The organism is Exiguobacterium sp. OS-77 (assembly GCF_000414195.2).
GTDB lineage: Bacteria > Bacillota > Bacilli > Exiguobacteriales > Exiguobacteriaceae > Exiguobacterium_A > Exiguobacterium_A indicum.
Genome location: NZ_DF239008.1, coordinates 135,201 through 148,046 on the forward strand (window position 1 = coordinate 135,201; position 12,846 = coordinate 148,046).

The window sequence follows — 12,846 nt, forward strand, 5'->3', positions numbered from 1 at the left end:
TACTCCTTTAACTGTGATTTAGAAAATACATAGTTAAAGGAGTATTTGATTTTTAACTGTTGAAAATTAACTTATACGCGTTCCACAACAGCCTCAAGCGATACTTTGACATTACCAGCCAGTGCCCGCGTAATCATACACGAACCTTCCGCTTTTTCAGCAAGACGTTGCGCCTTCTCCAGATCACGATCCGACAGATCGGATGGCAATAAGAGTTTCGGACGATGAATGATCGCGTCGTACGTGAAGACACCGTTCGTGACATCCACGATGCCTTCAGACTCCATTGTTAACGAGACTTTTGGAATGTGACTACGCTCAAGCATCGCGGCAAGCGTGATGATATAGCACGTAGCAGCTGCCCCAAGTAACATCTCATCTGGATTCGTACCAACTCCTGGACCATCCATGGCGTCCGGAATTGAGATTTTTGTTTTTAGTTCACCCGTCTCGATCTGACCAACATCATTGCGATTGCCCGGCCAGTCTGCGGTTAAATGAAAATGGTGTTTCATGATCAATCGCCTCCATGCCTCCATCATACGAAGTTCAGCATGATTTTTCGCCTATTCTGCTCATGTACATACGAAGAGAACAATCAGCTAAAAATCTGGTCGATTTTTTCGATATCCTCTTGTGACAACTGAACATCTAACGTACGCAACGTATCCGTCACCTGATCCGGTCGTTTCGCACCAGGGATGATGGCATCGATACCTTCCTGTGCCAAATACCACGCGAGTACGACGTGTGCGACTTCCGCATCATGTGCTTCTGCGATCGGACGCAGTTGATCGACTTTTGCGAGGTTTTCCTCGAAGACATCTTTTTGAAACAAAGGATCGTTTTTTCGTAAATCATCAAACGTCGTCTCTTTTGTATATTTCCCTGCCAATAATCCAGCAGCGAGTGGGAAGTACGGGACGAAGGACATACCGTTCTCAACGATATACGGGAGTAATTCTTTTTCCGCATCCCGTTTGAATAGGTTGTATTCCCCTTGGTAGACGTCGACATGTCCGTCTTTGTTCGCTTCCTTCAGTTGTTCGAGTGAGAAATTCGAGACACCGATTGCGCGAATCTTTCCTTCTTTTTTCAGTTCTGCGAGTGCAGCGACGGCTTCATCCTTTGGTGTTGATTCATCCGGAAAATGAATGTAATACAAATCGATATAGTCTGTCTGAAGACGTTTTAAACTCTCTTCGACCGATTGACGGAGAAAGTCTGGTGAATTGTTCATGACGACGTTTCCGTCAACGAACTGATGCGCACCTTTCGTCGCGAGGACGACATCTTCTCGAGCGACTGTGTCTTTCCAGACCTCACCAACGAGTTCCTCCGAACGTTCTGGTCCGTAGATGAAAGCGGTATCAAGGAAATTGATTCCTTGCTTCAAAGCGACACGAACGAGATCGCGTCCGGCTTGCTCATCGAGATTCGGATACAAGTTGTGTCCACCGACAGCATTCGTACCGAGACCGATGGGGTGAACGAATAAGTTAGATTGACCAAGTTGAACATGTTTTGTCATGAAAATGACCTCCTTAAACGATATCGAGTGGTTCTTTTTTCGTTGGTGCTGGGAACGCTTGATCAAGTGCAGCGAGCTCTTCCTCTGTTAAATTCAGAAGCGCAGCGCGACCATTGGCTTCGACATGATGTGCCTGACCAGCCTTAGGAATCGCGATGACATCACCTTCACGAATCGCCCATGCAAGTAGAATCTGTGCCGGTTCAACGCCATGTGTCTCAGCGAGTTCCTCGACGGTCGGATGATTCAGAAGTTGATCACGTAATGAACCACCTTCTGCTAGTGGGCAATACGCCATCACTGGTATACCATGCTCACGTAGTAACGGTAATAGTTCATACTCGATTCCCCGTGATCCAAGGTGATAAAGTACCTGATTGACAGCGCATTGATCACCACTTGGCAGTGCCAACAGTTCCTTCATGTCTGATACGTCAAAGTTAGACACACCCCAACGGCGAATCTTGCCTTCTTGTTTTAAAGCTTCCAGTCCTTCGACGGTTTCTTTCAGTGGAATGTCACCACGCCAGTGAAGAAGGTACAAATCGAGATAATCGGTACCAAGACGTTCAAGTGTGTTGGAACAAGCCTGCTTCAATGCTTCTCCGCCAGCATGATGCGGATACACTTTCGAGACGAGAAAGACTTCCTCTCGTCGACCTGCAATCGCGTCGCGAATCAATTCTTCAGAAGCACCTTCCCCGTACATCTCTGCCGTGTCGATGAGTTCCATTCCACTATCAAGACCGACACGGAGTGCTTCGATTTCTGCCTCGTGCTTCTCCGACTCTTCTCCCATCCGCCATGTGCCTTGTCCGAGTGCCCGAACATGCGTCTGATCGGGAAACGTCACCGTTTTTTGCTTTAATGCAGCAAGTATCAACGTCTTTTCTGTTGCGTTCATCGTTCTTCCTCCTTTAGTAGAGAGACAATAGTAGGGTTTACCACGCGAACTCCGAACAAAAACGTCTTCTTCAAGAGAAGGAGACGTCACCAATGCTCAAACAAAGGACCGCGATCACCGAATACAGGATCTTGAGTTGGGCGCATCACCTGACGAATACGTTGAAGATTTTCCGGGCGTTCACTTGTTTGACCTGTCAGCGTATCGTAGTCTTGACCATCCGGATAGGCACCGATCACTCGAAAGTGTCGACTTGTATCAAGTGCTTTATGTCCCGTACCTGCAGGAAGTAAAAGAATATCTCCGCTCGTCAAAGTGAAGGTCTTACCGAGCGGACCACCCAGCTGAACGGTTGCATGCCCTTCAAGAATCCCGATCACTTCATGAGCGATACTATGATAATGATGAAAGTCAAAAATCCCATCCACCCAGCTGTTACGCCAGTCATGTGCATGGAAGGTCTGTTCGATGTGTGATGGCTCTGCAAATGCGTGCCGATAAATCAACACGGGGAATGTCGGGTTGTTCGGAATGTGCCCGTCATCCTCAAAATAAAATACCTCAACGCGCATCTTCGTTGCTCCTTTCTCTGGTGTGGCACAAAGTAATAATTACATCTGTAATTACCCGTAATTAAATATCATCAATCGTCCGAGCATCTTTATGGCGTAACGAATTCGGAGGTGCTAAGATGCTTAAGTTAACGAAATTACAAAGGAGGCTTTCCGATGATCGCCATCGAAGCAAAATTAGAAGTACAACCCGCAAAACGAGAAGAATTTTTAGCAGCAACTAAAACACTAGTTGCAGGATCACGTGCTGAAGCAGGAAACATCAGCTATGACTTATTCCAAAGCACAGAAGACGAAAATGTCTTCATGATGATTGAAAAATGGGAAGACCAAGCTGCAATCGAAGCACACAACACGAGTGCTCATTTCGGACAATTCGTTGCGTTTGCACAAACGGCTCTTGCTAAACCGTTAGACGTTCAATCGTTCCAAGCATAATCATAAGAGATTGACGTAACACATAAGGAAGGTATTCTAGGTTCGTGACCTAGCATATCTTCCTTTTTTGTTTCATGCGATATGATCGATTAAAGCCTCTATTTAAGTTAGAAGTATTCCACTTTTCTTTTACAATCGTATGACATTTCATTGAAACTGTTAGTTTTTCCCTGATTAGGGCATTATTCTTATAATGACACAAAAAAGGAGGCCTTTATCATGAATGAACGAACGAATGCATCAGAGTCGAAGCGATCATTCTTCAAGATGCCTCATACATATGCCATCATCATGGCGATTCTCATCATCTCAGTCATCTTGACGTATACACTTCCAGCAGGGCAATTCGACCGTGAAAAACAAGACGGACAAACCGTCGTCATCGATGGCACATATCGCGCGGTAGAGTCTGCACCTGTCAATCTCTTTGGTTTATTTGAAGCAATCCCGCAAGGCATGGAAGCGGGTGCTGCGATCATCTTCTATATCTTTCTTGTCGGTGGTGTCTTCGGCATCATTCGTCAAACCGGCGCCATTGAAGCAGGAATCAATCAATTGATTCGCCGATTCGGTCAAAAAGGGCACATCATGATTCCGATGACGATGTTCGTCTTTTCGATTGCCGGGGCGACGATCGGGATGGCAGAGGAAACGATCATCTTCGTGCCGATTGGGATCATGTTAGCGCGTGCCCTTGGATATGATGCGATGACAGGAGCCGCGATCGTCAGTCTAGGGGCGGCGGTTGGTTTTGCCGGCGGGATGTTGAATCCGTTTACGGTAGGTGTCGCTCAATCAATTGCGGAAGTACCGCTCTTTAGTGGTCTTGGGTACCGAACGGCTGTGTATATCGTATTTTTAGCAGTGACGATTCTTTATGTCATGAACTACGCACGGAAAGTCAAACATGATCCGGCGCGCAGTCTGGTTTATGATCTTGAACAACGTCGCTCGGAAGAAGCAGCGACGACGATTTCACGCTTTTCGAAACGTCATGCTTTCGTCTTACTGGTTTTAATCGGTGGAATTACGCTCAATGTAATCGGAATCTTTGAATGGGGATGGTATTTGACGGAATTAACCGCATCCTTCTTGATCATCGGGATGATTGCGGGAATCGTTACGCTTGGTGTAAACGGAACGTTCGAGAGTTTGATTGACGGTGCGAAAGCTGTGACGTTCGGCGCCTTGATTGTTGGGTTTGCTCGAGCAATCGTCGTCATTCTCGAAGAAGGACGTGTTATCGATACGGTCATTTACGGCTTATCGAATGCCGTAGGACATTTACCGACGTTCTTTGCTGTCATCGGGATGTACGCCGTGCAATTGATTACGAATTTCTTCATTCCATCCGGGAGTGGACAGGCGGCAACGACGATGCCCATCATGGCACCATTGTCCGATTTACTCGGGATCGAGCGTCAAGTAGCTGTTTTAGCATTCCAATACGGAGATGGATTGACGAATATGATTTTCCCGACGAGCGCGCATTTGATGGCATTTCTCGCAATCGCAGGCATTCCGTATGAAAAATGGCTTCGTTTTGTCTGGAAGCTTTTCGCGATTTGGATTGCCTTGGCATGTGCTGCCTTATTACTTGCCGTGACGCTTGGTATTCAATGAAGTCGACCTTTCGGACAGGTGTCCGGAAGGTTTTTCAGTTGCAGGAATCGGGAAGCGTTATCACGAACGGAATAGGTAATGACTAAAGGGGGAACTGAAGTGACATATTCAATCGTTGGGTATTGTGAAAAAGAACAAGCGTGGGGCGTTGCCGTTCAGTCGAAGTTTTTAGCGGTCGGGAGTGCTGTACCATTTGCAAAGGCGGGAGTGGGTGCGGTAGCAACACAATCGTTTGCAAACACGACGTATGGTCCTGAAGGATTGCGGATGATCGAACAAGGCGCTTCAGCGGACGAAGTACTACGTCGATTAACGGAAGCAGATGAAGGACGAGCGGATCGCCAGGTCGGTATCATCGATGCGAATGGCAAGAGTGCGACATTCACGGGTGAGGGATGTAACGACTGGGCAGGTGGGATTGCCGGTAAACACTTTGCAGCGCAAGGGAATATTCTTGTAGACGGCAATACGGTAAAAGAGATGGCACGTGTCTTTGAATCAACGCAAGGTCCGCTTGCAGAACGTTTGTTGCGTGCGTTAGCAGCTGGTCAAGCAGCAGGCGGGGACTCACGCGGAATGCAATCAGCGGCACTGCTCGTCGTCAAGGAGGGTGGCGGATACGGTGGATTCAACGACCGCTATATTGATTTACGCGTTGACGATCATCCGAGTCCGATTGAGGAGCTCGAACGTATCTATCAACTGCATACACTGTATCTGCAACCGAGTAAGCCGGAAGAAATCAAGCCGATCGATGATGTCTTAGAGTCAGAGTTGATGGATAAATTACTAGCGCTCGGCTACCGGGGTGATTTCGAAGACGCGTTTCGGACATATCTGCATACGGAAAACTTCGAGATGCGCGAACAAGCGGATCGTGCGATTGATACACGCGTTCTCGCGTATATTCGATCCCAATGAAAAATGACAGGGTGGACCGCGGTCCATCCTGTCATTTTGTTCATACTTGTGACGACTGGGCGCGAATTGGTATTTTGAATCCGGTCGCGATGAACCGTTCCATTTCCGGTTCCGATTTAGCGTTTAAGCCAACTGTTCCGTCTCCTTTTAATGCCACGTTCGTCAGCTTGACATGCGTGATGTCTGGACCGATCGTAATTCCGTGTTTAGCGGAATCCTCGATCCGAATATCACGAAGGCGTATATCCTCAGCCCCGTTTTCTCCACCAAAGATTTGAATATCCGTTTTCGCTTGACGGAATCCGCTCATCTTCAACTGACTGAGCGTGACGTTCCGTGCCTTATATTGAATCCCGATCATCGGTTGTTCTTGATAGTCATAATACGGATCACCGAGCACCGTAAAATCATGTATGACGACATTACGGTAAGCGGAAACGACGAGCGCACGCGGTTTTGAATTCGCATAGAGTTCCGTATATTTGGGGGTCTGAGCGATCAAACGCGTTGCGATGATATTATAAGCCGTCTGAGACGTCGGATCAGTCGCTTGATGGTGACCGATATGTCGGAAGTTAAAGGCGCGATGATCATCAATCGATAGGTGACCGACGATTTTGACGGTTGAGGCAGCAGAAGAGGTCGCATGTGCCTTGATTTCGAGTCCACCGAAACACCGACTTGTTGCGTTGTTGAACAACCAGACGTCGCGTGATCCATCATCGATCTCGATTCCATTTGAATTGGAGAAGCCTTCTGCATGGGCACGTCCACTTGGGTCATGCATGAAGCAGTTCGAGATGAAAAGATGGTCACTGTGGTGCGTCGTGATTCCGTCATCGCCGAATCCGGAACCGGTCAATCCGTCGAACCAGATGAATGAACTACTTAAGTTCGCGCGGGCGCCGTCCCCGTTGTAATTGTAATAGGGCGTCGAGATATCGAAACAGTGAAGCCCCGGGTTGACGGCCTCGACATCAAAGACCCAGGCATAGGTGACATGCGCGTATGTGAGACAACTGGAGTGGTTGCCCCATGTGCTACTTTTTTTCGCGTCACCGATGCGTTTGATGTTCCAATCGAGCGTCATTTTCTCGACAAGAAGATGATGATTGCCGAGAAGATAATTTTGATTCGTCACGAGACGACGGCCTTTTGGTGCCTTATCGTGCATCTTTAAGATTGTCTTCCCTTTGCCTGCCCCCGTTAAGATCGTGTAACTAGGTAAGCGAATCCCCTGAACGACGTACGTACCGGCCGGGACATGGACTTGTCGATGTCCATCACCAAGCGCGTCGATGAACGCTTGTGTATCATCCGTCTGTCCATCACCGACTGCGCCAAAAGCAGTAACATCGACGGTTTCGACATCGCTGATCAAACGTTCGAACTCATGATTGAGACGACCGAACCAACTCGGTCGAACCTCATCGCTTGGTGTTACGAAAGCGGGTGTCAGCGGTAGAATATGTTTATCACGGTTCGTCAAAAATAATGGTGAAATCATCGAACGAAGCGTTCGACTGAGGTTAGGATTGCGTCGTGGTGCAATGAATGCACTATCGTGTAGCAGTTGCTCCGCTTGTCGAACTGCTTGTTCGTTGGTTGACGTTTCAACGTATTCCTGAATCAACGCCGCATTTTGATACGGATCATGCGTGTGATCGAGTTTTAACATGAAATGGTTCCCCTCTCTGAATAGGTCTGTCTACCTTTTCCCCTCTCCTTACACAATCATTCCTCGTTTCAAAACATCCATAAAAATACACAAAAATTTTTAATATGGATTATAATGGTATTTAAAAGAGGGGGTCTTCTGATGTCACTTCGAAAACGACTCGTAATTGGTATCGGACTGATTTTGCTAATCTTAGGAATCGGTAAGCCACTGACAGAAGCGGCTGTTCAAGCACTGAAGCCAAAAGCGGTTCAGACGTCTGGAATCGAAATGAATAGATCATGTAAACCGAACTGCAAGAAAAATGGAAAATTGTTAAACATTCCGTTTCTTTCGTGGTTGCCGAAAAAGAAGATAAAAAATGATGAAGATTTGCGTGTTTGGGACACGAAGGAAAAGCCGAAAAAGCAGAAAGATCTTAAACCGAAAAAGAGTAAGGTGGTTGTTGTAGGGGTTAAAAATGCTAAGAGAGGTGCGAATGAAAAAGGAGGATCGTCCTCATCGATGTTACTGATGAGTCTGCTTGTTCTCCCTCTATTCATCATAAGCTATATCGTTTGGCGGAAACGTCGAAAGACCAAGAAGCACAATGAAGAACTGATAAAAACTGATCTCCAAGTACAGCCTCCACATAATGACTTTATTTTGACAGAGGAACAAATTGATTTACCAGATTCCTGGATTCGCAAACAGCTCATCCAGTTCAATCGGATCCTCCCAGTCCGTTTACAGCGGCATAATACAGAAACGTTTCAGGAATGGTTCCTGCGAATCGGATTTCAACCTTCCCATCTCTTAATAAAAGCCTATCTCTTAGAACGGTACACAGAAAATGCTACAACGTTATCGGAGAGGGACAAGAAAACGATTCAGGGAGAATTCGGAGCATTTATGCATCAGTTTGATTGAAAACGCTCGAGACTTGCTGTTGTATATGATCCTCAAGCCCTGTCGCTTCTTTGAAAAACGGCAGGGATTTTTAGTGTGTCGATGGAAACAACAGGGTATAGAGAAGCACAAGCGAAAGGAGAGAGATCATGGAACACACTTTTTCAGCATTCGTCGTCCGAGAAGTCGACGGATCGTATGAGGGGAACATCGAGACAAAGCACGTCGATGATTTACCAGAAGGAGACGTCCTGATTCGTGTCACGCACTCATGCGTCAACTATAAGGATGCTTTATCGATGTCGGGTAATCGTGGGGTGACGAAATCCTATCCGCATACACCGGGCGTTGACGCAGCAGGATACATCGAACAAACGACAGATGAACGATTTCAAACCGGTCAAGCCGTCGTCGTCAATGGCTTTGATTTCGGGATGAACACTTCGGGCGGATTTCAAGAATACATACGTGTACCAGCCGATTGGGTGACGCGACTTCCAGAATCCATTCATCCATTAGAAGCGATGCAATATGGAACGGCTGGATTGACGGCAGCGCAATCGGTTGATGAATTGTCGCGAGTTGTCTCGAAGGATGCAGGACCGATCCTCGTGACGGGAGCGACGGGTGGCGTTGGTACGATTGCGATTGCTTTACTGATTCGCTTAGGGTACACGGTACATGCCGTGACCGGAAAACGAGTAGAACAAGAACGGTTGCTTGAAAAGGGAGTGGCTGAGGTACTAGATCGTGCTACGTTCCTAGAAGAAACCGATCGTCCTCTAAAAAAGGGGCTTTATGCCGGTGTCATTGATACGGTAGGGGGACCATTGCTCGCGTCCGTCATTCGCTTCGTACAATATGGTGGTGTCGTCACGACGTGTGGGAACGTCGGTGGGGCAGAAATGACGTTGACAGTTTATCCTTTCATCCTACGTGGCGTCCGCTTGATCGGAATCGATGCGGTGCAAACACCAATTACCTATCGCGAAGAGCTATGGCAACGTTTAGCGAGTGACTGGCAGGTCGATCTTGCGTCAGAAGTCGACGTCAAAACACTAAACGACTTACCTGAAGTCGCAGAAGCCTTGCTGACTTCACGTCATCGTGGTCGAACTGTCATCGAAATTTAAATATTTCGAGTAAACATTGGTGGTATAGTGGGGAAAAACTGTGTCGACTTTTTCAGGAGGAACCATACATGAGTGAACACCAACAAGAACAAGAACGACAGTCGCGTCGAGAAAGACGGAAACAAAAACGAAATCGTCGAGGGATTGCCTTTGGTGGTATTCTCGCGACGGTATTCATCGTCGGTGGTTGGTTATATATGTTGACGAACAACGACGCCTCTCAAGCAACATCGACGCTCGAGAAGCCGAAAACGACCGATCAAGCAACGAAAAACGATGAGTCGAAGAAAGAAACAGCAGCGTCGAAAGATAAAAAAGAAGCGAAAAAAGAAAAGAAAAAATCAAAGAAAAAAGCAGCAGAGTATGCGCAAGCGGCTTGGGTGACACGTCCGTTCGCGAATGTCTATAGCGATGCGAGTCGTAGTAGTGTCATCTACAAAGCAGATTTAGGTGATGTCTATGAGGTGTTAGATGCGAAGGACGGCATGGTTCATCTCAAACTCAATGACAGTATCGAAGGGTACTTACCGGAAAGTGAAGTTCGTTTAGAAGCACCAAAAGGGACATCAGACAAAGCCGTTCTTGCGGCGCTCTCACAAGCAGTCGCCAACCAACCGATCGACAAGCCGGAGCAGTATCTCGGAAAACCGATCGCTGAATTCGAAAAGAAGTACGGTGCCGTCGGTAATACACAAAAGGATGCCGTCAATACGTACTACTTCTCGAATGCTGGATATCTGCTCGTTGTCTCGGACGGAATCATTGAAGCAATCGACTGGACGAATGCGTCGACTGGTGGATTATCGACACTGGGTGAACCCGTCGTCGATACGAGCTATGGTACATGGTACGAGGGAGAATCCTTACAACTAAAAGTGTTCCCGGACAACGGCAAGATGCGTCTACGTCTTGCGCGTGATCCTGGACAAGAATGAATGAACGGCGGATTCGCTTCAAGCGAATCCGTCTTTTTTGCGCAAAAAACCTCCCGAGTCCGACACTCGGGAGGAAATATGAAAATCCTTTGGGAGGAGATTTTCTTAGTAGACGCCTACTGCATCAAATGATTTCGCTGCAGCTGTTGCTTCCGCACTTGTTGAACCGTAAAGGTCTTTTGCCGATTGAATGACTGCTGCACGGAGTGAGCTGAAGTTCGAGTTCGGAGTCAAGTACGTGTTGAGGGCACGGTAGTAGATCGCACCGAGTTTCGGTACACCGATTCCTGTGACAGATACGTTGTAGAACGTTCCACCGTTACCGAGGAGGTAAGCAGCTTTGTTGATGATACCAGAGTTGATATGGACACCACCGTTATCTTGTGTACCTGTGTAACGTTTTGAGTAGTGATCAGGATCGCCGTAAGCAGCTGGGTTCGACATCGAACGGAGTGCGTCACCGCTAACTCCAGGTGTGTAGATGTCTTCTCCTACGAGCCAGTCGAAGTTCGATCCGACTGTATACTCAGCTACTGTACCCATGATATCTGAAACGGCTTCGTTGATCGCACCAGATTCGTTTTGGTACACGAGACCAGCTGTGTATTCTGTGACAGCGTGTGTCAATTCGTGAGCGACGACGTCAAGTGCGCCCGAGAGTGCGACGAATGTCGTGCCATCTCCGTCACCATAGACCATCTTCGTGCCATCCCAGAATGCGTTGTTGTAGTTCGTTGAATAGTGAACTGTTGAGTTCAAGCGTGCACCAGCGTTGTCGTAACTGTTACGACCATATGTGTTTTTATAGAAATCATATGTTTTTGCAGCGTTGACGTGTGCACTGACAGCAGCGCGGTCATATGTCGCGTTAAAGACGTTATCTGCATCTGCCCAGAGTGTTCCTGGGAGTGATGTCCGGTTTTTCGCGTCGTATGTGTAGACACCTTTACCACGCGTCGTATCTTGAAGATAGTACGTTGAACCGCTCAACGTCGTATTGAATGTTGCGCTTGTACCAAGTACTGTCGTACCTGTTGCGTGAGCGAGTTGGTCAAACTTGTTAAGTACTTTACCTGAGTTCGCATCGATGAAGTATGTCCAACGTGATGGCTCTTTGCCCGCGAGGACAGTCGATGTGACTTTGTATGCATACACAGCATCATCTTTTACTGGATAGATGACGAGTTCTGCTTTTGGAGCGACTTCGAATTTAGAAGCCTTGATTGCTTTTTGATAAAGCTTGATCGCTTTCTTTTCAGAGAGCGTTGCTTTTTTCGCAAGACCTGGTTTTCCTTTAACGTTGATCGCATCGTTTACGACTGCTTTCAAAGTACCGTCTTTCGCGACGTTCCCGACGACGACACTACCAAAGACAGGGACGCCATCCACTTCTTGTTGGAGACGTACGATCTGTGAAGATCCGTCTTTTTCGACGTTCTGAACAGCAAAGTCACCTTTTTTGTTCACGAAATCTTTAACGATCGTTGCAGCTGGTTCTGACGAAGCTTTCGTGAGTTTACCAGACTGAAGACCTTCTGCACCTACGACTGTAGGAACAACAAGTACACTTGCGACAAGCGATGTAGCGAGAAACTTTTTCAAAATAAATCGCCTCCTTGTTTGGGTTGAGTCTAACTATGCCAAAGAATGAAGAAAGCGAGAATAAGTCATTCGAATTAAATCGAATTTTCTGAATATAGTCCGTAGTACCTGGACTGAATTATTAACTGTAAAAGATATTTCAAGACGAAAAAAGAACCATTCAAGAGAATGGTTCAGCGAATGCGTTGGTAGAGATGGTGGACGTCATCTCGGGTCTCATCAATTTTAAAATCATGTGGATCAAGCTCGATTCCTTGCTTTGAAGCAAAGCGTTGGATTTTCTCGAATGATTTCCAAATTTCGATATCCGGTCCTTCGTGCTTCCAGAAGACATAACGCGCAGCTGGAATCCGGTGACCTTTCATTCCTTTTGGGATGCCATCGAGTGAGGAGACGGGATACCCGACACATTGGGAGTATTTGGTTCCATTTCGTTCGAGTGAGATATCAAGCGGATAGCTATCTGGCTTTGCAGGAATCTCATGTGAACGTCTTGAAAATTCACGCCAGAGTTCCGGCATCAACGTATGCAGTTCGTTTTCTTCGCAAGTCAGTCCAAGACCAACAAAATAAAATTCATGACGTTCCACGATTTTCGGATGCATGAGAATCTCCTTTCCG

Annotated in this window: 13 protein-coding genes; 6 read left to right on the forward strand and 7 right to left on the reverse strand. The window is 47.0% G+C overall.

Annotated features, from left to right (window positions below):
* Positions 1-71 precede the first annotated feature (71 nt).
* From EXG77_RS00635 to EXG77_RS00650, 4 genes are all read right to left on the reverse strand, one after another.
* Positions 72-518, reverse strand: a complete 447-nt coding sequence (locus EXG77_RS00635; RefSeq protein WP_119182619.1) for an OsmC family protein — start codon at positions 516-518, stop codon at positions 72-74.
* An 80-nt stretch (positions 519-598) separates the two neighbouring features.
* On the reverse strand, positions 599-1,531 hold the full coding sequence (locus EXG77_RS00640; RefSeq protein WP_035395546.1) for an aldo/keto reductase: 933 nt from the start codon (positions 1,529-1,531) through the stop codon (positions 599-601).
* Positions 1,532-1,544: 13 nt separating this feature from the next.
* Entirely contained in the window at positions 1,545-2,435 is an 891-nt protein-coding gene (locus EXG77_RS00645) for an aldo/keto reductase (protein WP_035395548.1), read from the reverse strand.
* A gap of 86 nt (positions 2,436-2,521) precedes the next feature.
* Positions 2,522-3,007, reverse strand: coding sequence for a cupin domain-containing protein (locus tag EXG77_RS00650; RefSeq protein WP_035395550.1), 486 nt, complete (start codon positions 3,005-3,007; stop codon positions 2,522-2,524).
* Positions 3,008-3,163: 156 nt separating this feature from the next.
* Between EXG77_RS00650 and EXG77_RS00655 the strand changes: the two genes are divergently transcribed.
* The 3 genes from EXG77_RS00655 (at position 3,164) to EXG77_RS00665 (ending at position 5,989) form a co-directional block, all read left to right on the forward strand.
* Positions 3,164-3,445 (forward strand): putative quinol monooxygenase, encoded by a 282-nt coding sequence (locus EXG77_RS00655; protein WP_023469763.1) that lies wholly within the window; start codon positions 3,164-3,166, stop codon positions 3,443-3,445.
* 219 nt (positions 3,446-3,664) lie between these two features.
* A complete protein-coding gene (locus EXG77_RS00660) occupies positions 3,665-5,068 on the forward strand; it encodes a YfcC family protein (protein WP_035395552.1) in 1,404 nt (467 codons plus the stop codon).
* A 99-nt stretch (positions 5,069-5,167) separates the two neighbouring features.
* Positions 5,168-5,989: a DUF1028 domain-containing protein gene (locus EXG77_RS00665; RefSeq protein ID WP_035395554.1), complete on the forward strand. Its 822-nt coding sequence runs from the start codon at positions 5,168-5,170 to the stop codon at positions 5,987-5,989.
* A gap of 40 nt (positions 5,990-6,029) precedes the next feature.
* Here the strand turns inward: EXG77_RS00665 and EXG77_RS00670 are convergent, their stop codons facing one another.
* Positions 6,030-7,667 carry a glycosyl hydrolase family 28-related protein gene (locus EXG77_RS00670; protein WP_035395556.1) on the reverse strand — a complete coding sequence of 546 codons (1,638 nt, stop codon included), beginning with the start codon at positions 7,665-7,667 and terminating at the stop codon, positions 6,030-6,032.
* 141 nt (positions 7,668-7,808) lie between these two features.
* On the opposite strand from EXG77_RS00670, the gene EXG77_RS00675 reads away from it, so the two are divergent.
* The 3 genes from EXG77_RS00675 (at position 7,809) to EXG77_RS00685 (ending at position 10,623) form a co-directional block, all read left to right on the forward strand.
* On the forward strand, positions 7,809-8,576 hold the full coding sequence (locus EXG77_RS00675) for a hypothetical protein (RefSeq protein WP_035395558.1): 768 nt from the start codon (positions 7,809-7,811) through the stop codon (positions 8,574-8,576).
* Between the two features lie 128 nt (positions 8,577-8,704).
* Positions 8,705-9,688: a YhdH/YhfP family quinone oxidoreductase gene (locus EXG77_RS00680; RefSeq protein ID WP_035395560.1), complete on the forward strand. Its 984-nt coding sequence runs from the start codon at positions 8,705-8,707 to the stop codon at positions 9,686-9,688.
* A 68-nt stretch (positions 9,689-9,756) separates the two neighbouring features.
* Entirely contained in the window at positions 9,757-10,623 is an 867-nt protein-coding gene (locus EXG77_RS00685; protein WP_035395562.1) for a hypothetical protein, read from the forward strand.
* Between the two features lie 105 nt (positions 10,624-10,728).
* Here EXG77_RS00685 and EXG77_RS00690 read toward each other — a convergent pair whose 3' ends face one another.
* The gene (locus EXG77_RS00690; protein WP_023469756.1) at positions 10,729-12,225 is read right to left on the reverse strand and encodes a M4 family metallopeptidase; all 1,497 of its coding nucleotides are present in this window, start codon (positions 12,223-12,225) and stop codon (positions 10,729-10,731) included.
* Positions 12,226-12,398: 173 nt separating this feature from the next.
* Positions 12,399-12,830: a GyrI-like domain-containing protein gene (locus EXG77_RS00695; RefSeq protein ID WP_023469755.1), complete on the reverse strand. Its 432-nt coding sequence runs from the start codon at positions 12,828-12,830 to the stop codon at positions 12,399-12,401.
* Positions 12,831-12,846: the final 16 nt, after the last annotated feature.